Origin of the sequence: Parabacteroides sp. AF39-10AC, from assembly GCF_003635405.1 — a bacterium.
GTDB lineage: Bacteria > Bacteroidota > Bacteroidia > Bacteroidales > Tannerellaceae > Parabacteroides > Parabacteroides distasonis.
The window spans coordinates 111,562-134,070 of record NZ_QTLP01000008.1; the positions used below are offsets into that span (position 1 = coordinate 111,562).

Here is a 22,509-nt window from a genome sequence, read left to right on the forward strand (position 1 = left end):
ACGAACCCCATTCCTCCGCAAAGCTATCAAATATATCCTAATCCCCTAAGTCCTAAAAGTAGAATTTATTAGGTAGATTCCCTAATGAAAAGTATATTTGCGAAATATGCACAGGAATGTTGACTAAATCGAGGATGATATGAGAAGCTGGATTATCTTTTTAGGATTATTATTTACCACATTCACACAGGCACAAGTTATTACGGGAAGGGTTACGGACTTAAATAACCATCCTATCGAACTAGCGGTCGTGATTATACAAACGAACGATTCAGTATATGTAAACTCCACCTATACGGACTCTTTGGGCTCTTTTAGTGTCAAAGCGGAGATATCCCCTTTCCTCTTAACCGTCCAGCATCTGCTGTATGAAACGTATCAAAGCACTTATGACTCACTTACGATAGGCAATATACAACTGAACGAGAAAAGCCAGACGCTTTCGGAAGTATCTGTTACCGGAGAGCGTCCCTTAGCCAAGGTTGTCGATGGTAAAATAACCTACAGCATGCCGCATTTGTTAAAAGACAAGATGGCCGTTAGCGCTTACGAGGCGATCCTAGAACTACCGGGAGTGCGGGAACAAAGCGGGAAAATACAACTTGCCGGAACAAATGGAGTCACGGTTATCATCAATGGCAAGACCACCAATATGGGTGAGAGCCAATTGGAGAATCTGCTTAAGAATATGCCCAAAGAACGTATTCAAGAAGCAGAGATCATGTATAGCGCTCCACCCCAATATCATGTACGCGGGGCCGTGATTAATCTGGTCCTTAATAACGGTATTTCCGAGACTCCCAAACTGCAAGGACAAGTCAATGCTCTATACAACCAAGGGCATTACGCTAATTACCAAAGTGGCGCTACTCTCGTTTACAACACGCCTAAATATTCTACCGATCTCATGTACTCCTTCGGCTACCACAGGGAACGGACAGGTGAGGATATCTTATCACACCATTTATTCGATGGTAAGACCTACGAGATCGAGCAATTCGACAGAGGACATACCCGGCTCCCAGTCCATACCATACGCCTAGGCAATGATTGGTTCTTGAACGATAAGAACAAACTAAGCTTCGCCTATACCTCAGAGATCCAGCAATGGACTCATCCTTTCACCTCTTCTGTAGGAACCTATTCGGATTCCGAAAACAGAAAGAAATCCGACAAACCGATCCAGATGCATAATCTGGCGCTCGACTATGCCTCCGGGTTCGGCCTTAATGTAGGGATTGATTTTACCGCTTACATCAATCATACGACACAATATTACCAAGAGAAGAAAGCAGGGAAAGAAGATGCCTTCAACGCTAAATCACAACAAGACATCCGTAGGCTCTCCGTCTACGCGGACCAGAACCATAAATTAGGAAAAGGCTGGATGCTCAACTATGGGACAAAATTCAGCTTCGCCTCAGACAAAAGTTCTCAGGTATATCATTCACTGCGCGAACACGATTGGTCCATCTCTAATAGTTACAGTAAACTGGATGAATATGTATATGATTTATATACCGGCTTTTCCAAAAGCTTCTCTGATAACCTATCCGTAAACGCCTCTTTGACCGGAGAGTATTACAAACATAAGGAGATTGATTATTGGAGCTTATTCCCTATGATGGAAATCACGTACCGAGCCCACCCCAGCCACATCCTGCAATTATCCGTTTCTTCAGACAAGACCTATCCCAGCTATTGGGAGATGCAGAATACGGTGTCTTATCTGAATGGATATACCGAGATACAAGGTAACCCGGATTTAAGGCCGTCCAGACTCTACTCTGCCCAATTGAACTACATCCTAAAAAACAAATACATTTTCACGCTATACGCAAATTATATAGACAATAATTTCAACCAGCTCCCCTATCAATCCTCCGAGAGACTAGTTCTTATCTATAAGACACTGAATTTCGACTATTCCAGTAAGCTAGGCCTAAATGTAATGATACCATTCAAAGCCGGCTCCGTGCTTGATTCCAGATTAACGTTAAATGGTTATTATGACAAGATGAAATGTGATAATTACCATGATATAAGCTTCAATAAAGATAATCTGGCATTCTATGCCGAATTAAATAATACGTTCAACATCTCATCGAAGCCTACTATCAAAGCGGAAGTATCCGGTTCTTATATTACCCGCAACATTCAAGGCCCAATGACGATCAGCAGTATGTATAATGTAGACGCCGGCTTGAAATGGATCTCCCCCAACGGCAAAGCGGAGATCTCTTTAAAAGTGGATGACATGTTTAATTCATGGGTCCCAAAAGATCTTAATCTCCAATACAAAACACAAGACTTACATATGCGTATGATCCCGGATTCCAGACGAGTCTCCTTATCCTTTATCTATAAATTCGGAGATTTTAAAGCAAAAGAGCATAAAGAGGTGGATAGTTCCCGATTCGGGAAATAAAAGCCAATGGTCTATACTACGCTTTCAACCTATATTCAGATGGGGTGACATTAAACTTCCGCTTAAAGGCCGTACAAAAATGCGCTTGATGTTCATAGCCGACCAAGCCGGCAACTTCCCCTATTGATTTATTGGTATCCAAAAGATAGTGAATCGCTATATTCATACGATAATCAAAGAGATAGTTAAACACGGTCGTCCGGAACGCTTCTTTAAACCCCGCTTTCAAAGTACATTCATTAGTTCCGACACGTAAAGCCAAATCATGTAATGAAGGCGGGTTCAAATATTCGGAACATATAATATCCCGGGCCTGATAAATTTTATCCCGATCGGAAAAGCCTACTATCTTTGCGTTAACCGGTTCTTTACCTTCCGTCTCCCGCATAAATAAAGACAAGCACTCGGTTACTTTTGCTTCGAGATACATTGGCGAGGCATTTCCCATCATCTGAGAGACCTCAAGATCATTCAACGCCACAGATAAAGCGATTGGAATCGAGAGATTCTTGGGAGCGATAAAGAAAGTCTCCCCCCTGCCGAATCGCAAATAAGCACTCCCGAAGTACTCCGTATAACGTTCCGACAAATGTTGGAAGAAATCCGGCGACACCAGAATACTTGTCATACCAAAAGTATCTCCTTTACGGAACAGATTCCGCTCTTCCTTGATACCAGAACTTACGATCATATTCGTATACCCTTTCCGCCAAATCCGCTTATCCCGTGTCTCCGACAAAAAGCATTCGACGATCCCCTGACGAACAACAGAAAGTCCCATAAACGAGTTACCGACATTTAGGGAACGCATGCAACAATCCTCCTTGCAATAGATCTGGTATCTTGTCACATTAAAATCCCTGCATCTGAAATCACTGATACGATAGGTCAATAATTTGTTCTCCGCCTCCCAACAGTTCTCTTCTAGCCCTCCTGAACGATTGGTAGAAAAATAACTTATATCCGGCATTTCTAAAGCGATCGTATCTCTTCCACGAGATGAGAGTTCTATGTGTACCATTTTTCCGTTTGATTAAAATACACTTCCTTCTTGCGTAAATAAACCAAAAGCAAAGATCCCATCTTTGTACCGGATAATCAATCCCTATAAATAGGTATATTATGAATAAAATAAAACCAGAGATAAAGGATAACATCGCGGAGACCTTGTTTATTCCCTTACTATCACGCGCTCACGAAAGTCACCGGAAAGATGCGATATTAAAAGACCCGATGGCATGTGAGCTTGTTGAGAAAATAGATTATGATTTCGCCAAGTTTGGTAAAATCACGATGAGTACTACCGGAACCGCTATCCGCCTACGTCATTTCGATCGTTTGGTCCAGCGATTCATCGACCGTAAGGTAACTGAAGATCCGGTAGTGGTATCAATCGGTTGCGGATTAGACAGCCGTTTCCAACGTGTCTCCAACCATAACCAAGCGACCTTCTACGAACTAGACTTACCTGAAGTAATCAATTTGCGTGAAAAGCTATTCCCTGCCTCCGCTAAAGATCTCACGATCAAAGGCTCTATGCTCGAGACGGACTGGATGGATATGTTGAGACAAAAACATCCTCACGGCCGCTTCCTTTTCCTCGCGGAAGGTGTAATGATGTATTTCAATGAGGAACAGGTAAAATCTGTTATCCAAAACCTCGCCCAACGCTTTCCCGGATGCGAGATATATTTTGATTTCGTCAATAAATGGGCCGCCCGCAACTCCGACAAGCATGAATCGGTAAAACGGACAAAAGCCCGTTTCCATTTCGGACTAAACGATCCGCACACAATCGAGCAATGGTTCCCCAAGCTCAAACTGATCGAACGATTCTATTTCATCAGCGAAGAGAAAAAACGCTGGGGACTACCCGGCCTGATCATGTGGTTAATCCCGGCGCTACACAAATCTTTTGGAATCGTAGGTTATAAAGTTGGAGAAATAAGTAAATAGGTTATCTACCAAATAAAAAAGCTAGTTCTGTATTCGATCATGAGTTTTGGTATTAAATAGAAGACCTCCACGTAGTTTATCAGAAGGACTTTCCGACAATTGTACCCCCTTTTTGTTTTTCGGGGAAGGGGGTACGATTTGGATACTCAACCGTATCTTTTCGTGCGCCTTTTTGGGCTTTCAAGCAAGACTAAAACATAAAAAAGTCCCACAATACGTTAATATTGCAGGACTTATCTCTTTTAGCTTTGTTCTTATGTGATCCGCCTGGGATTCTCCTAATAGAGTTACCACGCTGATATTTAAAACTTTATCTTTTGAGCTTCAAGCATATCCCATGATTTATCCCACTAATTTGCTACGTGCTTTTGCGGTAGTTTGCTCATGGAGAATACTGTGGGCAAAGATAACATTTTTTTCTAGTACTTAAAGTATATAATAATTTCTTTCGGAATAATCAGTGAAGTACTTTGTTGGAAAAACAAAATTAGGTGATGGGTATATACGGACAATATAATATTTTGCATTTTCACACATCTTATTTCTATATAGTTTTTCTGGTTTGAAAAAAAGTCATACATTTGTATATGAGTTATCTAAATTAATCATAAACGTTTAAAGTCTAATATTATGTCCTTAAGTGATACTTTATTTAATATAGCACCAAACTCTATACAATTTGATGAATTTAATCCAAGAGGTGAAACTGCTGAACAAATCATAAATGATGAAGATTTTCATAAATTGAAAGACTCCATTTCTCAAATTGGAGTTCTTGTTCCATTAATAGTCAAAAAAAATCAAGTTCCTAATACTGGAAAAGAATTTATATTGATTGATGGTGAACGAAGACTAAGAGCATCCATGGATTTAAGCCTTGAAAAAATACCTGTGAGAATTGTTCAAAGTGATGTTGAAGGGAAAATAATTGCTTATCAAATTCATCAAAATCGCAAGGCGTGGAGTAAACCTTCAGAGGCTAAATCTATTCAGAGTATTATTAATTCTATAAAAGTAGATGATCCTAATATCTCAGATACAGATTTAAAGAAAAAATTGATAGAAGTTACATCTCATAAGCCTACAGCTATTAATGATATTTTGAAGATTCTAAAATATGACGAAGATGTACAGGATAAATCCTCAAAAGGAGAAATAGAACATAGTTACTTGATCCGTATAGAGGACGACTTTATAGCTCCTGTAAATAGAGTATATCCTGAATTGATAGACACTTTTGGTGAAAATGAGATTCGAAGAATAATGATTCATAAGGCTGAACTTAAACTTCTTATCAATACGAGGTACATGATGAATTCTAGTTTTAAAGAGATATTTAAGCCTAGTTTATATCGTGATGAGATATGCACATTAATTGGGACATTTTTGCAATCGCCGGAACAGAGTGCATCTGATTTATTTACAGCCTTTCAAAATATAAAACAAAAGGAAGAGGAAAATATTAATAAAGAAGAGAATAAATCTTCGGTAAATGTTGATGGTAAAATAAATGCTAGCAGAAATGATGATAAATTGTCTGTTTCACCCAATGAGAAAAATAGGGAGCAGAATACTACTGAGCAAGGGGGAGACAGTTTGAATAAAAATAATACTAAAAAAATAGTGGAACTAACACTCCTGCTACAAATGCAGAAAGGACTCCTATAATTATTGCAAAAGCTAAAAAATCCGGTTTTAATGCTATAAAAGAGAGCTTAGAAAATCTTAGTAAACAATATACAGAAGAAGAACTTGAATACATAAAAGAAGCTATTGTATGTTTGAGTACAGAAAGAGCTTTAAAAGCATCTGTATTGATGATATGGGCTTCATCTATAAGCCGAATTTTGAAATATATAGAAAAAGACATTGCTCGGTTTAACACTGCTTCGGAAACTATGCAACTACAAAAAAAGTCATTCTATAAATTTTATGCGGCTAATTTTCAAAAAAGTGCTACTACTATAGAGGATATTAAGGAAGTGGCGAAAGATATGCAATTGTTGTGCTATTTATGTTATGAGGGTATTATTACTCCATCTCAATTTAAGCAACTTAAAGGATATTATGATATAAGAAATGAATGTGCGCATCCGACAACTCTCAAATTGTGTATGAATGAGGTTTTAGCGATCTTTGAAAATTTGGTAAGTTTTATTTTTAGTAATCCTAAATTGAAATAATGAATTGTTTATTTGTTGAACCAGACTTTCCAATTCCTGCTAAAAGTAAAAATCATTCAAATTTTCTACCGATTGGTTTATTGAAATTGGCATCTTATCATAGAATAAAAGGAGATAGAATTGAGCTAATTAGGGGTAACTTTTCTGCCGAATTTACTCCTGATTTTATTTACATAACATCTTTATTCACATACTGGGCTAAATATGTGAGAGAATCTGTATCATTTTACAAGCAACTCTATCCTAATGCGACTATTCAGGTAGGGGGGATTTATGCAACATTAATGCCTGATCACTGTAAAGAATATACAGGATGTGATGTCGTTTACAGTGGGCAATTTGGAAATGCAGAGAAGTGTCAACCAGCTTATGATTTAGTAAATGTTGATTATCAGATAATTCATGGAATGAGAGGATGCTGTAGAAAGTGTGATTTTTGTGGTATTTGGCGTATTGAAAAACTTAATTTTAAGACGGCAATAGAAATCAAGAATGAAATAATCAAAAATCATATTATTTTTTATGACAATAATATGCTTGTAAATCCACATATTAAAGATATTCTTAATATGCTGAGTAATACAACTTTAAATAATAGAGTTCTTAAATGTGAATGTCAAAGTGGTTTTGATGGTCGTATATTAGAGAAACATCCTGAATATGCAAAATTATTAAAAGGAGCACGCTTTGAAAATATTCGTTTAGCATGGGATTTCAAATATGAACAGTATTCCGAAGTTGAGAATTGGATCCGTATATTGAATGAAGCTGGTTATAAATCGAAAGACATATTTATATTCATGATTTATAATTGGGATTATTCATATGAAGTAATGGAAAAGAAACGGCAGAAGTGTTATGAATGGGGAGTACAAATAGCCGATTGCCGATATAGACCATTGAATCAAACTTATGATAATTATAGTCCACAAAAGAAAAGTCAAGATAATAATGATTATTATATTCACTCGAACTGGACGGACTATCTAATTCGTAGTTTTAGAAAAAACGTAAGGCGACATAATATTTGTATTAGATATAATATTCCTTGGGATCAGTATGAACGTAAAAACGAAGTTATATATTCAAAGAAAAAGAATATAGGCAATGATTATAATAAAGACTTGGCTTTAAACTATCAAGCTAACAGACATAAATAAATTTTGTAGATCGTTAAGGGATTTATTGGTTTAGTGGAGAATGGATTGAATGATAAATCCAGAGATTTTTTCATTATAATTCAAATAAAGAAGTGATTATAATCGACGTCCTTTCTTCCGCTTCTTAGGCTTTACCACTTTTTCTTCTGAATTAGTTGGAAAAAATGCTTCTGATGAAGCAAAAGAAATGAATAATTTAGATGTTTGATTGCTATCCTGCTTGATTTCTCTTTTTCTTTCGCCTGATTGAATTCCTTGCTCCTGTAGTTTAAATTGTTCATATATAGAGCTGTTCTTCATCATATTGTGAAAATCGAATGAATCAGTTTGTTGTCGCTGATAATTGAATAACTTATCAAATCCTTGCTCTGCTTGTTGGAACAATTTTACACGATCAAAGCCACCTTTGATTATTCCTTTATTAGTATTCTTATGATTGGTGAGTGGTGATAGCTTCTTTTTATTGGCTTGATCTTTCCTGCTCACAATCAAATGGCAATGTATATTCAGTTCATTATTGGAACGGTTACGGTCAAAATGAATCTTGCCGTAAAACTTTATATCCGAAGCGGATAGTTCTTTATTGAAGTTCTTGGCATATTCAGGAATAAAAACTTCACGAATATATCTTTTTCATTGCTTCGGCTTGTTCCTGTTCTGTATTGCCCATTACTCTAAGTTCCTTTTCCGATGGGCTGACATGGATAGCATAAAACTTAGCATCTGTTTTCAGGAGTTGCCCGATATTAGTATCTATATCTTTTATTACTTTTGATTTGTAGATGTTATCCTCCATCAGATTGAAAAAGCCTTCGGTATAGATACCCTTTTCCATGCGTTCCAAATCTTCATGTTCTAAATAATTAGTTAGCTTTCGGCTACTACCAGCATTATTATACGTTCCGTTTGATGGCGGGGCAAAGTCTATGTGCATAATCTTATGTATTTATCAGATTGCTGATTTTGGCTTTCAGGTTCTCTTTCTTCTTGCTATCCATCACACCGCAAGCAGAAAGTTCCGAATAGAGTTGTATCAGGTGAAGTAACTTTTTATAATCCCGTTGGTGTATCTGATAGAGTGCATTAATCTGCTTGGACTGGTTGTTTATCATATCGGCATGATTACAGAACTGTTCACTTAACTTTTTGAGTACGGCTGTGTGTTTCTCCTGACTGGCTTCCAGTTGAGAGAGAATAAGAGTTTCCAAAGTTTTGCCGATAGCATCGAAACGCAAAGCGATAGAATTTGTTGCCCGTATCATAGGATTCAGTTGTTCTTCCTCGTAATGACGAATGAAGCGGATAATATCGTCCTGTCTCTTATTTATTATCGCAAGTTCTGATTTTACAGATTCAGGTGCTTCGGATGGATTGATATGTGCCTTGTCTATATACCCGAACGCCAACTTTACAACTTCACTCTTTTTCAGTGAATAGCGTTTGCATATCTTTTCTACCAAAGTTGCCGTTTCCTTATCTATGGAAATGGTAGTAAATATTGTTTTCCGACTGCTGTTTGGCATGGTAATTACTTTTTTATAGAAATATGGATAGATAAATACCTGATAATAAGCGTTGCAAAGAAAATGCTTATTACAGGTGTCATTACAGCGTGTTCTTGTAACACGCTAAAGCCGAAGGCTTTGCCCCGCAGGGCAAGAGGGAAGAACAGGACTTGTCCAGTTCCCTCTTGCTCGATTTAGCGAAACGGGCTGAACCGATAGGTGAAGCAGTTTGTGCTAAATCGGGGTGGTGGCACAGAGGAATAGCTCAAACATATGCTTCTTTCCTCTGCTACTTTTTGCTATCAGGGCTGATTCGCTAACTGATTGGCTTTTTCAAACTGCTTGTAGGTTTGAGAATCGGCATATTCACGGACGAAAGCCCGGATGTCGCTGGCTTTATAATACGTTTTTCGTCCGATGGTAAAGTAGGGAAGTACACCTTTTGCCCGATAGCGTTGTAGGGTTCTGAAAGATGCTTTCAACAGAAAGGCTAAGTCTTGATTATCTAATAGCTTTTCGTTTTCATCGAATACAGTATCGGTGTTGATAAGGGATTTCAAGTCTTGTCCGATTTCGGTGAGTTTCTTGGATAGCTTCTCCATCCACTTCTCGAAGTTTTCATTGTCTATATACATTTTGCTTCAATTTTAAGTTCAACATTATTGTTTTCAATCGATTGATGAAGCAAAGTTCTGCAAAACAAGGTCGCAGAAAAAGAGGAGTAGTTACCTACTCCCCGAAAAATGGTTTATAAACTACTATAAATAAACAATTTGCAGAATCATCTTTTCTAATCTTTATTTGTTTTTGCGTTTACGGTCTTCTCTGGCAATAGCATTTCGCAAAGCATCCAATGTTTTAGTAAGATTGTATGGTTTACGAGTAAACACTTCACCGATCTTATCGTAGATACTACCAAATTTCAGATTGAAAAGCTGCTCAAAGCCACGAGCCAACTGAATTTTTGGGACTGGCTTTCCATTTTCCCCAACGATTTTTCCCAGTAGAAACAGAGCTAGTACAATTTCAGCAATACCTATAATCCCCAATTCTTTAGACTTTGGGAGTACATATAGGTCTGATTTGAACTCTGTAGACACAGGTGAATTAAACTGTTCGGGATGGGTAATCTTCAGATTGAGTAACTCTAATTCTGCATCAATTAAGGATAATGCTTTGTGAATGTATAGATTTTTAGGCGCATTTTTCCCCCTGCCCATCCTGATACAACCCCTTTAAAGGGACTATCTCAATACGGGTGAGATTAAGCATCCGGAAGATATGAGTATAATCTTCCGAATTGCTAATTGTTACTATTTGCTTCACAAAATCTTCATAAGCATCTTGCATTTCTGTGTTAATAACTTCTTGTGAGGTATCAGCCAGTAAGATGAAAAACCTCGTTCTCAATAAATCATTCATAGGCATAAAATTTAATTGTGAATAAATTATATATATCAAAGCATTTGCTTTGTATGCTGAATGATTTCTTGTTTTGTTTGTAGTTCCTCTGCTAATCAGAATGATTCAAGGGGTATTCAGCCTTATTGGTCGCAATTTTAGAAATGTTGAACCTCAAATTCCTGCTTCTTACAAATATAATTCACTGGCATGAGTTCTAAAATAGCGAAATGTAGCTATGCAGAAGAACTGCGACCTGCATCAATCCTTGTTAATGATTTCTTTATATAGTTCATATTTTATTCTTTCATTATGGCTAGTAATTCATTCAATTTTCCCTCTGCAATATATGGCAAACACTGACGTATTTCATCAGTAGACCAATCCCACCATTTCAGCATGAGTAATTGTTGAATAACCTCTGCGTCAAAGCGTTTTCGTATTTCTTTGGCAGGAGTACCGCCCACAATGGTATAAGGTGGAACATCTTTGGTCACTACTGCACGTGCGGCAATAATTGCTCCGTCACCGATATGAACACCTGCCATAATCACAGCTTCGTAGCCGATCCATACATCATTGCCGATTACAATATCGCCTTTATTGTCCCATGCAGTAGTAATATTCGACTTCTCCAATTCCCATTCTTCATAGAATAAAGGGAAGGTATAGGTAGACAGAGATTTCAATGTATGATTCGCACAATTAAACAGAAACTTCGTGCCACAGGCAATAGAACAGAACTTGCCAATGATTAACTTCTCCCGATGGATGGGATAATGATAAAGCACATTGTTCTTCTCAAACAGCAAGGGATTAGCTACAAAATCATTGTAAATGGTATAATCGCCTACCTCAATTTGAGGATCTTTAATCACGGCATTCAGATAGACTGTTTGGTTATCTCCGGTGCGTGGATATATTTTTGTCATCATAACTTGATTCGTTTTTAATAGTGTTTACTTTTCAGATAAATAATAGATTGCAGTGCCAGCAGAATCACAAACAGATATTCTGCCGTCAAGTAGAGGGCTAAAGATGCTTCTATACAGAAGCTCAACCAGTAGAGATACATTAAATAGACACAGGTGGTTGTCACTTGGAACAGAAAGGTGATTTTGGTTTTTCCCGTTCCCCCGACCGCATTGAGATATACATAGCCGGGTAGTGCAAACGTGTAATTCAATAGCATCACCACGAAAGGAGCAAATGCTAATTCTATCAATAGTTCATTATCGGTGTAGAAACTGACAATCCAACGGTTACAGAGTAATGCAACTACTACCAATGGGAAGCCAACAGCATAGCCTAATTTCAGGATCTTGTGACAAATCGGGAAAAGCTCGTTTCTCGTTCCGGCTCCAATAGCATTGCTCACTAATGAACCTGTAGTGACGGCAAAGGAATTGGCGATTACGAAAAAAATAGCCGATACGCTTCGGGTGATATTGGAAATAGCTAACTCTGTTTTCCCTAAATGCTCGATTGCCACGAAAAATAGAAACCAAGGGGCTACGCTGATAAAGGCATGAAGCATACTCCACACAGACAGATTCAGGACTTTGATAAGTAACCGTCCATCATACACGGGCTCCAATCCGTATTTTTCTTTGTCAATCTTCGCTCCTATGTAGAGACAAAGCACAATCAAAGAACCCATTTCCGCTAAAGATGAAGCGATGGCTGCTCCTGAAATACCTAACTCCAGCGTAAATATTAAGAAGTAGTTCAGCGGGATATTAATCGCTACCGCAGTAACAGCCGACCACGATAAGGCTTTTGTGTGTGTTATTCCAACGAAGAAAGACCGGATAGCCAGAGAAGGAAATGAGAATAACAGCCCGAAACTGCGCCAATCCAAATAGTGGACTACCGCCTGATAAATTTCCGGTGAAGAAATTAACCGTTTCAATAGATAAGGAGAAACGGCATGAATCAATAGGCAAAGCAAGACGGCTAATCCCGATAAAAAGAATAGCCCCTGAAAGAAAGTCTTTCCTGTTGCCTTATAATTCTGTTCCCCGTTTCTCCGGGCAATCATTACTTGCAATCCGATGCTGAACCCGAAGCCCAGCATATAGACTGCCAGATAATAAATTCCGGCAATAGCGGATGCTCCTAACTCCACCTCGCCTACGTGACCTAAAAAGACAGCATCCGTTATATTGATTAACTGCTCCATTAAGATGCTCATCATTACCGGAAAGTTGATGAGCCAGATTTGTTTATATGTATAATTCATTGCTCAACTGCATAATAGCACGACACGAGCAGACTGCATAATATAGTCTGCCAGCTCGTAAATTCATAAATAAAAGGATATAAAATCTCTGTGGCAAATAAATCGTTATTTGTCAAATAGCTGAATAGCTTTCTTGAATGGGGCTATTCGCAGGAGCGTAGCTATATACAGAGTTTCATAAGAAGTGAATACTATTTGTGAGTTGATATAGCGCAAATGTATGAAAAATTAATAAATTCAATCTATCAATTCATGGATTTCTTTTATATGCAGGTGCAAATGTCCCAAATATCCCTCTATCATTTCTTGTAGTGTAACCTTTGCTCCTGTAAAGTCGCGCCAGTAACTATCCAGCCTGTTCTTATCTACCGAGTTAATTACTTGGATGATGTGCAGATTGTAACACTTCCATAACTGGATTAAGTTAGCCCAGTCTGCATTCTGATAATCTTGCAAAGCTATCCACAAGTCATTATCCTGTGTATAATCAGGGAAGAAAAGCAGGTCTTTGCTATATTGTAACCGAACCATGCGTTGGTGATTATTGGATGCCGAATCAATCAAGTGACCAAGAATCTGCTTGATGGTGCGATTCTGCGTATTTCGCCTTTGTGTGATAGCCTCTACGGGCAAACCACTTAACAATTTCTCTTCTGTTTCAATAACCTGTGCAATGCCAGTGGTTATGTGAGTAAAACTATTTTCTTGCATAACTTTCTAATTTTAAATACTTCTGCAAAAGTAAGTTCTTTGCCTATCATCCACTTGTAAAAAACTGACTTTATCACAAATGACTACGCACGACTATGCGATTTAATAACATTCAGCCTACAATCTTCGGAAAAGAATGTAGAATATGGAGAACGGGAAGATAGATATTGAGTAGGCGAACAGCCTGTAAACTCTTTAAAGTCTTTCACCAAGTGCGAAGGATCGTAAAAGCCACACGAATAAGCCAAGTCTACAAATTCCATTCCCGGATGATTCTGCAACAGATACAGTGTTCGCTGAAAGCGAACTACCCGATAATATTCTTTAGGGCTCATTCCTATATAGTTGGTAAATACTCGCTTGAATTGCCTATATCCCAAACAAGCACTTTCAGCAAGGGTATTCACGTCAATTTGCGGTTGATTGATTATTTGGCAGATAGCGTGATGCGTTCTTTGGTAGTTACAATTTGCATCGACCAACCGTTGCATGAAAAAGCGTTCAATCAACCGGATGCAGGTTTCAACGTCTGGTTCGGCAGAAATATTTCGTTTCAGGTGATTCAGTTCAATATCTTCCAAATCTTCTACATCTATATAATGGTTGTAAAGCTCACTTATAGAACACCGCACAAATGGATTTAGCCCCAGAGGATGAAATATTACGGCAATCATATCAATGTTGCCTTCTGAAATCAAACTCCCATGCGTTGAGAACTGTCCCCGGATGAAATTCTTTGGCTGTAAACCTTTTGATTGGATATTCAGATTCTCACCCCGATGAAAAACAAGATGCACGCACCCCGATGGAATAGTCTGTACCATTACTGGCTCTACTACATCGGTCTTTAGCACCCAATAGTATTTAATGTATTGGGAAAGTACAGGTGACGGATATAGAATTTTGCTTTCTTTCATCGTTATTTTGTTCATCTGCTGTGCGCATGGTGGTAAATATAGAGGTTAATCTCCGCATGACAATAAAGTAAGCCGAAAATTTAGATGAATGGCGTGTGTTTTGTTCCGCTATATGTCAGTGTTAAACGGTGCATCGCCCTCGTTACCGCCACATATAACATACTCCGGTCAATCTCTGAATGATAATTCCTATCATCTACTTGTAGGATAATAACCTCATCAAATTCCAAACCCTTTGCCATGTGTGCAGAGGTGATAACGATACCCTGTACAAAAGCTGAACTTTGGCTCGATAAGAAATGAATATCGGGAATTTGTAATTTATCTGCCATCTCACGGGCTTGCGATTCGGTTTTGCAGACAATCCCCAGTGATTTATAGGCGGATTCCTGATAGGTGGCTATTAATTCTTTAATAGCAGATAGTTCTTCTTTCTCATTATTATATTGTAGTACTTGCGGTTTCTCTCCATGCCGTGCCACGGGTTCAAGATCGGGGTTTGTCCGTATTTTCTGTGCAAAATCGGTGATCTCGCAAGTGGAACGGTAACTTTTGCATAGCTTCATCACTTCACCTGTGACAAGAGCTTTCTGAATCATATCCGCAGTAGACGAGCCGTAAGGATTGACCGACTGGCTGGCATCGCCCAACACCGTTTTCCGGCAAGGGAATAGCTTTTGCATTACCTTGTACTGGATTGGAGAATAATCTTGCATTTCATCTACCAGCAAATGTTTGACACAATTCTTTGTATTACCTTCCAAAGCGATATGCAGATACGCCATTGGTGCTATGTCGGTATATTCAAGCGTGCGGTTCTTCCGCATTTTAAAGAGTTCCGGCTTACCCATCCATGTGAAGAAATCTTTATAGACTTGCAGGTCATTGTTTCCGGCAAACATTCGCTTGATCTCTTTTTTAAGGAAATTCCGTTCGGCAGTCGTCACCGTGAAAGCATATTGTACTTTCATCATGTCGAGAATATAATCCGTCATTGCCTCGAACCGTTGGCGCATGGGATAGCGGTTGAAACGGTGGAATTGCTCTTCGATAAATTCAGCCGGGACGGTGATGTGTTTCGTTAGCTTCACATCTTCTGCTCTAAAGTAGTGGTTTTCGATGTGCAGAATGAAGCGATCCAAACTGGCGATGAAGTCGAAAGATGATTTATATTCGATTCGCTCGATAAAGTCCGGTGTTGGTTTTGTCAGCAATTCATTCACTTGCTCAAAAAAGCTAAGGTATTTGTATTTGTGATTCAGTACTTCAGAAAGTATCTGCTCCATGCTGGATTCGGGTACGGTTTCTTCGCCCAGTTCGGGCAGCACGTTAGAGATGTAATCGGCAAACACCTTGTTCGGAGAAATAATCAAGATGTCTTTTGAAGAAATACTGCCCTGAAAAGCATACAGCAAGTAGGCGATGCGGTGCAGGGCTATAGAAGTTTTGCCCGAACCCGCTACACCCTGAATGATGAGCGTTCGGGCTTCCTCATTACGGATAATCCGGTTCTGCTCCCGCTGGATGGTGGCGACAATGTTCTTCATTTTATCATCCGCATTAGCACTCAGTTCCTTTTGCAGAATGTCATCGTGGACGGTCAGCGCACTTTCAATCATAAATTCCATCTTTCCAGCCCGAATCCGGTATTGGCGTTTCAACGAAATATCCCCTTTTATCTCTCCCGATGGGGATTGATAAGATGCTTCACCCAGTTCATGATCGTAGAACATACTTGAAATAGGTGCTCGCCAATCATAAATTACGGTTGTCCGGTTTTCAGTATCGTGAAAGGTATGAATGCCGATATAAACAGGGATTATCGGACGGCTTTCGCTCTTCTCTTGAAAGTCGATTCGCCCGAAGTAGGGAATATCTACTATTTTGGCAAGCCGTCGGCGTTTGTCAATTACACTTTCGCCTATGGCAAAATGATTCAGGATGCTTTCACGCATCGAGCGTATCTCATGCGGATCAATATCTTTATTGCTCCAAAGGTAGTCTTTGTACTCCGCCAATGTATCTACATGGTCTTTCACGGACACATCGGTATGGCTGATTATCTGTTTCAGCCGGGCGATTATTTGCTGTAAATAACTTCTTTCTTGCTTCTCTGTTTGATTGAACATCGTAGTAATTTATTGCTAAAGGATGAAAATAAGAGTCAAAACGGTGCGCAAAATTACTACAATCGGGTAGGATAGGAAATGGCTATTTATAGCTATATATCCATAAGTTTTGTATCTTTGCACGCTCAAAATGAACGATATGGATATTCTTGAACTTGCCCTACATAATCAGCAAACCGCTTGGAAGATACTGGAACATACCCGTATTATTCCGGCATGGGAACGTATTGGGGCAACCGTTCATCTGGTAGGCTCGCTTAAATCCGGTCTGCTGGCAAAGAGTAGGGATATAGACCTACATATCTATACCGATACTCTGGATATTGCAGACAGCTTTCCTGTGATGCAGGAACTTGCCGAACGGCTCTCTTTAAAGGAAGTCCACTATAAGAATCTGATTCAGACAGAAGAAGAGTGCATCGAATGGCACGCCATCTACGAAGATGAAGATATGAACACGTGGAAGTTCGACATGATTCATATTCGCAAAGGCTCAAAATATGATGGTGTGGTTGAAAAAGTAACTGCTGCCATTACAAACCGACTTACCCCTGAAATCAAGCAAACCATCCTTCAAATTAAATTCGATGTGCCGGACGGTGTACAGATTCCCGGCATAGAAATCTATCATGCCGTATTTGTGGGTGGAGTCCGCAATTACGAAGAACTGGAACAATGGAGAAAAACCAATCCGCTGACAAATAGCTTGGATTGGATGCCGTAATGGAAAATACGTTTAAAGTAGCCCTACGAATCGCTATAAATGAGTACCCTTGTATATATCGTACGTGATAAATATTGAAAATGAAAAAGATTAGAATAACAGCTATAAGAAAGGTACAGCATAGTGATTTATCGGCTATGTACGAAAATCCTATTGAACACACTTGTGATATTGAACAAGGTACAATCTTTATTTCAGTTGATGGAAAGAAACCGGAAGGACTGTGTGAAAGTGCTTGGGATTCAATGAGCTATTTTGTTACAGAATTAGCCAATGAGGGCGGCAACTTTTATGATGGTTGGATGAAAAATCCGCACTCAGCAATGATTTCATGTAACGATGGTTTTCGTCCTGTTATTTTTTATATTGAAGTGATTGAATAATGATCTAGATTAAGAAAAAAGCCAGTGCTTAGTTAATAGAGAATACCGAAACTTTCTGCCCGGTTGATAGCTTCGATCACATTATCGACATTCAGTTTTGCTAATATATTCTTGCGGTGATTGTTCACCGTGTAAATACTAAGGTTCAGTTTAGATGCAATCTCCTTGCTTAGAAAGCCTTGTCGGATCAATAAGAGTATTTCCTTTTCCCGCTTGGTTAATTGTTGGTCTGCCGGAACAACTGCCGATGCAAGTATCTCACCCGTCTTCCGATTAATAACCGTCCGCTTGATTCGCTCCATAGGCGTTTGGTCAGGTGAAAGATCCATCACTCCCATAATCATCCACGCCTTTCCGTTCTTGTCTTTCTGAATCACTTGGTGACGACTGATTACATTCACATATTCTTGCCGGGCATTCAGCATACGAATTTGGAATATCTGCTGATAATCATTCCTCTGTTCCTGCGGAAGTGAATAGATGAACTGCCCGTGTTCAATCTGGTGTTCGATGAGTTGCGCCCGGTCGTCCGGGTGAATCCGTTCCTCCAATAAATCCCCCTGCTTCCGAATCGTCTTTATCCATGTAGGGTTATATCCGAAGATATTCGCAAAATTATCGGATGCAAAATCGTACCGTTCTTTGAAAACATCTACTGTAAAGATACAACTTTGACTCATTTGTGAGAATATCTGTATAGATGCTCTGCGTTCATTCCACAAATCATAGTCCACATCTAGTGGGCTGATCTGTTGTTTAGCCCATAGTTCTTCGGGTGTTATCTTGTTGGTAGTCATGCGGCAAAGATAAGCGATAAATCTTTTCGTATCTCTATTTCCAATTGACTTTCTATGTAAATGCGTTCAAAAAACGAATATCTCATTAGTATATTCCAAATGAATTAAGCCAGAGATAGACAGGATATACCACTTTCAGACAGTTTTGAAAACGGCTCTTGATTCTTCTTTCATTTGCCGATGAAAAGAGAATCAACACGTTTTATAAACCATTAAAAAATGAAAGTATGGAAGTAGTAACCATTGAAAAAAGAACCTTTTCGTATGTCTGCGAACGGTTCACCGAGTTTGCCAAACGGATAGAAAGTTTGTGCAGCACTCATACCCAGAAAGTAGAAAACTGGCTGGATAGTCAGGAAGTGTGCCTGTTGTTAGGCTTTAGCAAGCGAACGCTACAATATTACCGGAGTAGCGGGCGACTGGCTTATTCTCAAATCGGTAGCAAGATTTATTATAAATCTTCTGATATTGAAAGAATTATTGCGGACAGCGAAACACAAAATCAATCACCCAAACAAATTATGCCTTATGAGAAGAACTAAAGAAGATTACCCGTCCTTCAACCTGTTTTCCATTGTCGGCACATGGGAAAGCGTTAATCTGAATCCTACGATAATCATTTATCGGAGCGATAAAGAGTACCTTCTTTCTATTATATATATATCGGAAACCACTAAACAGGCTTCACCCGCTACTTATGAGATACAGCAAGATGGTAGCCAGTATTTTATTTCCATTGCATCCAAACGGCTCTATGTAGATTATGATTCGTCAAAAGATGTACTTAGCATTTCATCGCTAGGTGACTATCTACGTAACTAACCAGCCATCTTGAAATCAATATTTCAATAAAACAATCTTTCAATCATGGAACTAATAAATAAAGATACCCCACAAGTCAAAGAATTTATTTCTTCGCTCGATTCGATGCTGAATGGCATTGAATCTATTGTCAAACACTACAAGCCCCATTTGAACGGGGAACGCTTTCTTTCTAACAATGAGGTTTCCAAGAAACTGAATGTCAGTCTGCGAACCTTGCAAGAGTGGCGAGATACAGGGTTAATCCCCTTTATTCAGATAAAAGGTAAAATTATCTATCGCCAAAGCGATATTGATAAACTGCTCCAAAAGCATTATTTTGAAAGCTGGAAAGAATAACTATCTAAAAGAGTATGATTTCCACTATCTTAAAAGGAAACCTCTTTTATTAAGGTGGAAATTATACCTTTGCATCCCAAACAGTTGAAATTATGAAGTTTGTAATAGGATCCGGTACAATTGCCGACATTGACGAATTAGAAAAGTTATATGATGATCTGAATGATTATCTATCAGCTACCACCAACTATCCCGGATGGATAAAAGGCATTTATCCTATTCGTAAAGATGCGGTTGCTGGCATAGAAAATAATACTCTTTTCGTTGTCAGGCATAATGGAAAGATAGCTGGCTCTATTATCTTAGACCATCATCCCGATGAAGCCTATAATAATGTAAGGTGGAAAATAGAAGATGACTACAGTCGTATTTTTGTCATACGCACATTTGTAGTGCATCCCTCATTTTTGAAGATGGGTATCGGTCGTGCTTTGATGGATCATTCGTTTGAACTGGCTCAACAATCAGGCATAAAATCTATTCGTTTAGATGTGTACGAAAATAATCTTCCGGCAATCTCCCTTTATGAGAAATGTGGTTTTGAATACATTGATACCGTAGATTTAGGTTTTGGCAACTACGGGCTGGATTGGTTCAAACTGTACGAGAAACTTATTTAAACGCTATTCAAGTGAAAGACGTTTTCCTCATGCTAGCCCCGAAAACATTGTTTTTCGGAATTTAATTTGAATCATTGACTTTTCCAGTGAAGTATTTAGTCTGTGCAAGTCTTTAGATGAAAATACACTCGAAATGTAATGAGAGGAAGATTTTCATCTAAACCGAAGGCTCGGACTTGAACAGGCTAAATACGGAACTTACCTTTGTCAATGCTTCATATTAATTTGTTGAAGTATTAATTTGTTTTTGTGATGAAAACTATTTTATTTTGTGATTCTTCACTATAAAGCTACTAAATAAATGAACTGTAAGTCTAAATTAGAGAAACAATATGGTCAATTGCTATTGATCGGATATGAACAAGGTGGTAAGTATAGACATCTTGGAACAGCTTTTTTAATATCTTCTGCTGGTGACATTGTTACAGCAGGACACGTCTTTGAAAAATATCATATAGGAGAAATCCCATTAAGTAAATATTATTGTGCGTTTCCTGATGAAAAATCTGAGCTAATCGCTATACAAAGTGTATATGTAGAATATAAACAGCGTAATAACCAAAAAGATAATGTTTTTAAAGATTTAGCATTTGCAAAGATTAATCTGCTTACAGATATTTTTTTTGAATTCGAAACACATAGACCCAAAATAGGAGAAAGAGTTGTTATGGAAGGTCTAGTTAATGAAAAGAAAGTAAACGGAGAAGTTGGAGATGATATAACTTTCCGAAAAAATGAGACTAATGATTATGTGGATTTTGAGAAGGTTAAGTCGTATTCAATCCCTGTGACTATTGTTGATAGATATTTAAACGATGTGGATGAGACAGCACATACTCAATCTTTTTTTAATAATTGTTTTACTGTTGATAGAGGTTTAGAAAAGGGAGCTAGTGGATGTCCTATATTAAATGATAAAAGAAAGGTTATTGGCATATTATTTGGTGGAAGAAACGGAAAGAAGTTTATTCTTCATGCTGGATATATAAAGAAAAAATTACATAAATATTTGCTAGAGAAACAGAAATAATCTATTGTAAATGAAATAAAGTGAAACTATAAATAGCGATTAGAAGATTTTAAGTGCTTCTAATCGCTATTTATTTATATCAATTCAGACAGACAGTTATTTACTTTTTGCATATCCTTGAAAATATTCTGATCCAGTACCCGTGCATAGTGTTTTGTTACGCTTGTATCTGCATGACCTAACATTTTAGCAACATTTTCCATACTCACGCCATTTGCTAGGCAAATACTTGTGGCATACGAGTGCCGGGCTGAATGTGTGCACAGATTTTTCTGTAACCCGCATACATCGGCAATTTCTTTCAAGTAACTGTTCATACGCTGATTGCTCAGTACTGGCAATAGTTTTCCGGTACATTCTGCCACATTTTTATACTTTTCCAGTATAGAAGCTGCCACAGGTAGCACAGGAATGTTACACATGATTTTTGTCTTTTGGCGATTTTTCCTTATCCAAAGTTCTCCTTTGTTGTCTTTTACCAAGTGTTCAGGTGATAAATCTTTCACATCGCTGAATGCCAAACCTGTAAAAACGCAAAAAATGAAAACATCCCGTACCTGTTCTACTCGTTTAATGGTGAATTCTTTAGCAAGAATTATTTTAATCTCGTCCATCGTCAGAAATTCAGGATCTGTATCTTCCAGTTTGAAGCGGTAGTAAGCGAATGGATCTTTCTTTATCCAATCGTTTTCCAAAGCAATACGGATAATTTTCTTCAAGTTCTTCAATCGGGTGATGGCTGAATTTTGCGCACAACCTTTTTCAATCTTCAAAAAAGCATCGAACTTGGAAATGAAATTAGCTTCTAAATTATTTAGGACAATATCCGATAACTGATATTCTTTCTTAATGAATTCCTCCAAATATCGGGTAGTAGTTTCATACCGTTGAACGGTCTTGCTTACAAAGTCTTTTCCGATCAGTTTACGGCTTTGTTCGTTATGCTCTCTGAATACCTGTAATAGTGTTTTGCTATCTTCGTCCACACCATAAAACAACTTTCTCACAAGATCAACGGTGATAATCTTGCCGGAAGTTTCCAGTTCTCTATAAATTTGGTGTATGTGCGAACGTGTGATTTCTAAGTAGTGGTTCAGTTCCACCGACATACGGTCTTTGCCTTTTGAATTCTCTTTAGCCTGATTCCATAGGTTTACAGGAC

Annotated in this window: 24 protein-coding genes and 1 pseudogene; 12 read left to right on the top strand and 13 right to left on the bottom strand. The window is 38.3% G+C overall.

Annotation, left to right across the window (positions count from 1 at the left end; genetic code table 11):
* Positions 1-139 precede the first annotated feature (139 nt).
* Positions 140-2,428, top strand: coding sequence for an outer membrane beta-barrel protein (locus tag DW033_RS09455; protein ID WP_121961590.1), 2,289 nt, complete (start codon positions 140-142; stop codon positions 2,426-2,428).
* 16 nt (positions 2,429-2,444) lie between these two features.
* Here the strand turns inward: DW033_RS09455 and DW033_RS09460 are convergent, their stop codons facing one another.
* Positions 2,445-3,449, bottom strand: a complete 1,005-nt coding sequence (locus DW033_RS09460) for an AraC family transcriptional regulator (RefSeq protein WP_005867345.1) — start codon at positions 3,447-3,449, stop codon at positions 2,445-2,447.
* 101 nt (positions 3,450-3,550) lie between these two features.
* On the opposite strand from DW033_RS09460, the gene DW033_RS09465 reads away from it, so the two are divergent.
* The 4 genes from DW033_RS09465 to DW033_RS09485 all read left to right on the top strand — a co-directional run bounded on the left by DW033_RS09465 (position 3,551) and on the right by DW033_RS09485 (position 7,727).
* Positions 3,551-4,384 carry a class I SAM-dependent methyltransferase gene (locus DW033_RS09465; protein WP_036615536.1) on the top strand — a complete coding sequence of 278 codons (834 nt, stop codon included), beginning with the start codon at positions 3,551-3,553 and terminating at the stop codon, positions 4,382-4,384.
* 630 nt (positions 4,385-5,014) lie between these two features.
* Positions 5,015-6,052 carry a ParB N-terminal domain-containing protein gene (locus DW033_RS09475; protein ID WP_122382687.1) on the top strand — a complete coding sequence of 346 codons (1,038 nt, stop codon included), beginning with the start codon at positions 5,015-5,017 and terminating at the stop codon, positions 6,050-6,052.
* Between the two features lie 113 nt (positions 6,053-6,165).
* Complete coding sequence (locus tag DW033_RS09480) at positions 6,166-6,567, top strand: hypothetical protein (protein ID WP_147423676.1); 402 nt, start codon at positions 6,166-6,168, stop codon at positions 6,565-6,567.
* Positions 6,567-7,727: a Fe-S oxidoreductase gene (locus DW033_RS09485; RefSeq protein ID WP_122382689.1), complete on the top strand. Its 1,161-nt coding sequence runs from the start codon at positions 6,567-6,569 to the stop codon at positions 7,725-7,727. The genes DW033_RS09480 and DW033_RS09485 overlap by 1 nt, the downstream gene beginning before the upstream one ends.
* Positions 7,728-7,823: 96 nt before the next feature.
* Here the strand turns inward: DW033_RS09485 and DW033_RS09490 are convergent.
* From DW033_RS09490 to DW033_RS09540, 10 genes and pseudogenes are all read right to left on the bottom strand, one after another.
* Positions 7,824-8,661 (bottom strand): annotated as a pseudogene (locus DW033_RS09490) (DUF5712 family protein).
* Positions 8,662-8,665: 4 nt separating this feature from the next.
* On the bottom strand, positions 8,666-9,250 hold the full coding sequence (locus tag DW033_RS09495) for a BfmA/BtgA family mobilization protein (protein ID WP_122382690.1): 585 nt from the start codon (positions 9,248-9,250) through the stop codon (positions 8,666-8,668).
* A gap of 284 nt (positions 9,251-9,534) precedes the next feature.
* The gene (locus DW033_RS09505; protein WP_122382691.1) at positions 9,535-9,867 is read right to left on the bottom strand and encodes a helix-turn-helix domain-containing protein; all 333 of its coding nucleotides are present in this window, start codon (positions 9,865-9,867) and stop codon (positions 9,535-9,537) included.
* Between the two features lie 162 nt (positions 9,868-10,029).
* Entirely contained in the window at positions 10,030-10,452 is a 423-nt protein-coding gene (locus tag DW033_RS09510) for a hypothetical protein (RefSeq protein ID WP_005800271.1), read from the bottom strand.
* Entirely contained in the window at positions 10,427-10,660 is a 234-nt protein-coding gene (locus DW033_RS09515; protein ID WP_122382707.1) for a hypothetical protein, read from the bottom strand. Before DW033_RS09515 ends, DW033_RS09510 begins: the two co-directional genes overlap by 26 nt.
* A gap of 272 nt (positions 10,661-10,932) precedes the next feature.
* Positions 10,933-11,568, bottom strand: coding sequence for a CatB-related O-acetyltransferase (locus DW033_RS09520; protein ID WP_046146164.1), 636 nt, complete (start codon positions 11,566-11,568; stop codon positions 10,933-10,935).
* A gap of 14 nt (positions 11,569-11,582) precedes the next feature.
* The gene (locus DW033_RS09525; RefSeq protein ID WP_122382692.1) at positions 11,583-12,875 is read right to left on the bottom strand and encodes an MATE family efflux transporter; all 1,293 of its coding nucleotides are present in this window, start codon (positions 12,873-12,875) and stop codon (positions 11,583-11,585) included.
* A 237-nt stretch (positions 12,876-13,112) separates the two neighbouring features.
* A complete protein-coding gene (locus DW033_RS09530; RefSeq protein ID WP_122382693.1) occupies positions 13,113-13,586 on the bottom strand; it encodes a DinB family protein in 474 nt (157 codons plus the stop codon).
* A gap of 83 nt (positions 13,587-13,669) precedes the next feature.
* Complete coding sequence (locus DW033_RS09535; RefSeq protein ID WP_122382694.1) at positions 13,670-14,503, bottom strand: helix-turn-helix domain-containing protein; 834 nt, start codon at positions 14,501-14,503, stop codon at positions 13,670-13,672.
* An 80-nt stretch (positions 14,504-14,583) separates the two neighbouring features.
* Positions 14,584-16,632, bottom strand: coding sequence for a 3'-5' exonuclease (locus DW033_RS09540; RefSeq protein ID WP_122382695.1), 2,049 nt, complete (start codon positions 16,630-16,632; stop codon positions 14,584-14,586).
* Between the two features lie 139 nt (positions 16,633-16,771).
* Between DW033_RS09540 and DW033_RS09545 the strand changes: the two genes are divergently transcribed.
* Together DW033_RS09545 and DW033_RS09550 are read left to right on the top strand one after the other, a co-directional pair.
* Positions 16,772-17,356, top strand: a complete 585-nt coding sequence (locus DW033_RS09545) for a phosphoglycerate mutase family protein (protein WP_199712370.1) — start codon at positions 16,772-16,774, stop codon at positions 17,354-17,356.
* An 80-nt stretch (positions 17,357-17,436) separates the two neighbouring features.
* Positions 17,437-17,739: a TIGR04076 family protein gene (locus DW033_RS09550; RefSeq protein WP_122382697.1), complete on the top strand. Its 303-nt coding sequence runs from the start codon at positions 17,437-17,439 to the stop codon at positions 17,737-17,739.
* A 32-nt stretch (positions 17,740-17,771) separates the two neighbouring features.
* Here DW033_RS09550 and DW033_RS09555 read toward each other — a convergent pair whose 3' ends face one another.
* On the bottom strand, positions 17,772-18,536 hold the full coding sequence (locus DW033_RS09555) for a LuxR C-terminal-related transcriptional regulator (protein WP_122382698.1): 765 nt from the start codon (positions 18,534-18,536) through the stop codon (positions 17,772-17,774).
* A gap of 227 nt (positions 18,537-18,763) precedes the next feature.
* Here DW033_RS09555 and DW033_RS09560 point away from each other — a divergent pair, with 227 nt between their 5' ends.
* The 5 genes from DW033_RS09560 (at position 18,764) to DW033_RS09580 (ending at position 21,347) form a co-directional block, all read left to right on the top strand.
* Positions 18,764-19,078: a helix-turn-helix domain-containing protein gene (locus DW033_RS09560; protein WP_036610024.1), complete on the top strand. Its 315-nt coding sequence runs from the start codon at positions 18,764-18,766 to the stop codon at positions 19,076-19,078.
* On the top strand, positions 19,065-19,358 hold the full coding sequence (locus DW033_RS09565) for a DUF3876 domain-containing protein (RefSeq protein WP_036610021.1): 294 nt from the start codon (positions 19,065-19,067) through the stop codon (positions 19,356-19,358). The genes DW033_RS09560 and DW033_RS09565 overlap by 14 nt, the downstream gene beginning before the upstream one ends.
* Before the next feature lie 45 nt (positions 19,359-19,403).
* Positions 19,404-19,697, top strand: coding sequence for a helix-turn-helix domain-containing protein (locus DW033_RS09570; protein ID WP_004293696.1), 294 nt, complete (start codon positions 19,404-19,406; stop codon positions 19,695-19,697).
* A gap of 92 nt (positions 19,698-19,789) precedes the next feature.
* Complete coding sequence (locus DW033_RS09575) at positions 19,790-20,317, top strand: GNAT family N-acetyltransferase (RefSeq protein ID WP_036610014.1); 528 nt, start codon at positions 19,790-19,792, stop codon at positions 20,315-20,317.
* Positions 20,318-20,618: 301 nt separating this feature from the next.
* Positions 20,619-21,347, top strand: coding sequence for a trypsin-like peptidase domain-containing protein (locus DW033_RS09580; protein WP_036610010.1), 729 nt, complete (start codon positions 20,619-20,621; stop codon positions 21,345-21,347).
* Between the two features lie 74 nt (positions 21,348-21,421).
* On the opposite strand, the gene DW033_RS09585 is transcribed toward DW033_RS09580, so the two are convergent.
* Positions 21,422-22,509: site-specific integrase (locus DW033_RS09585; protein WP_233554169.1), on the bottom strand; the 1,088-nt coding region annotated here is incomplete at its 5' end.

What these genes read in the sequence shown, in the direction of transcription:
- DW033_RS09455 (WP_121961590.1), top strand. Translation starts at nt 140, where the DNA reads ATGAGAAGCTGGATTATCTTTTTAGGATTATTATTTACCACATTCACA.
- DW033_RS09525 (WP_122382692.1), bottom strand. Translation starts at nt 12,875, where the DNA reads ATGAATTATACATATAAACAAATCTGGCTCATCAACTTTCCGGTAATG.
- DW033_RS09485 (WP_122382689.1), top strand. Translation starts at nt 6,567, where the DNA reads ATGAATTGTTTATTTGTTGAACCAGACTTTCCAATTCCTGCTAAAAGT.
- DW033_RS09540 (WP_122382695.1), bottom strand. Translation starts at nt 16,632, where the DNA reads ATGTTCAATCAAACAGAGAAGCAAGAAAGAAGTTATTTACAGCAAATA.
- DW033_RS09495 (WP_122382690.1), bottom strand. Translation starts at nt 9,250, where the DNA reads ATGCCAAACAGCAGTCGGAAAACAATATTTACTACCATTTCCATAGAT.
- DW033_RS09545 (WP_199712370.1), top strand. Translation starts at nt 16,772, where the DNA reads ATGGATATTCTTGAACTTGCCCTACATAATCAGCAAACCGCTTGGAAG.
- DW033_RS09580 (WP_036610010.1), top strand. Translation starts at nt 20,619, where the DNA reads ATGAACTGTAAGTCTAAATTAGAGAAACAATATGGTCAATTGCTATTG.
- DW033_RS09460 (WP_005867345.1), bottom strand. Translation starts at nt 3,449, where the DNA reads ATGGTACACATAGAACTCTCATCTCGTGGAAGAGATACGATCGCTTTA.
- DW033_RS09520 (WP_046146164.1), bottom strand. Translation starts at nt 11,568, where the DNA reads ATGATGACAAAAATATATCCACGCACCGGAGATAACCAAACAGTCTAT.
- DW033_RS09565 (WP_036610021.1), top strand. Translation starts at nt 19,065, where the DNA reads ATGAGAAGAACTAAAGAAGATTACCCGTCCTTCAACCTGTTTTCCATT.
- DW033_RS09515 (WP_122382707.1), bottom strand. Translation starts at nt 10,660, where the DNA reads ATGCCTATGAATGATTTATTGAGAACGAGGTTTTTCATCTTACTGGCT.
- DW033_RS09575 (WP_036610014.1), top strand. Translation starts at nt 19,790, where the DNA reads ATGAAGTTTGTAATAGGATCCGGTACAATTGCCGACATTGACGAATTA.
- DW033_RS09510 (WP_005800271.1), bottom strand. Translation starts at nt 10,452, where the DNA reads ATGGGCAGGGGGAAAAATGCGCCTAAAAATCTATACATTCACAAAGCA.
- DW033_RS09550 (WP_122382697.1), top strand. Translation starts at nt 17,437, where the DNA reads ATGAAAAAGATTAGAATAACAGCTATAAGAAAGGTACAGCATAGTGAT.
- DW033_RS09465 (WP_036615536.1), top strand. Translation starts at nt 3,551, where the DNA reads ATGAATAAAATAAAACCAGAGATAAAGGATAACATCGCGGAGACCTTG.
- DW033_RS09505 (WP_122382691.1), bottom strand. Translation starts at nt 9,867, where the DNA reads ATGTATATAGACAATGAAAACTTCGAGAAGTGGATGGAGAAGCTATCC.
- DW033_RS09560 (WP_036610024.1), top strand. Translation starts at nt 18,764, where the DNA reads ATGGAAGTAGTAACCATTGAAAAAAGAACCTTTTCGTATGTCTGCGAA.
- DW033_RS09570 (WP_004293696.1), top strand. Translation starts at nt 19,404, where the DNA reads ATGGAACTAATAAATAAAGATACCCCACAAGTCAAAGAATTTATTTCT.
- DW033_RS09535 (WP_122382694.1), bottom strand. Translation starts at nt 14,503, where the DNA reads ATGAAAGAAAGCAAAATTCTATATCCGTCACCTGTACTTTCCCAATAC.
- DW033_RS09530 (WP_122382693.1), bottom strand. Translation starts at nt 13,586, where the DNA reads ATGCAAGAAAATAGTTTTACTCACATAACCACTGGCATTGCACAGGTT.
- DW033_RS09475 (WP_122382687.1), top strand. Translation starts at nt 5,015, where the DNA reads ATGTCCTTAAGTGATACTTTATTTAATATAGCACCAAACTCTATACAA.
- DW033_RS09555 (WP_122382698.1), bottom strand. Translation starts at nt 18,536, where the DNA reads ATGACTACCAACAAGATAACACCCGAAGAACTATGGGCTAAACAACAG.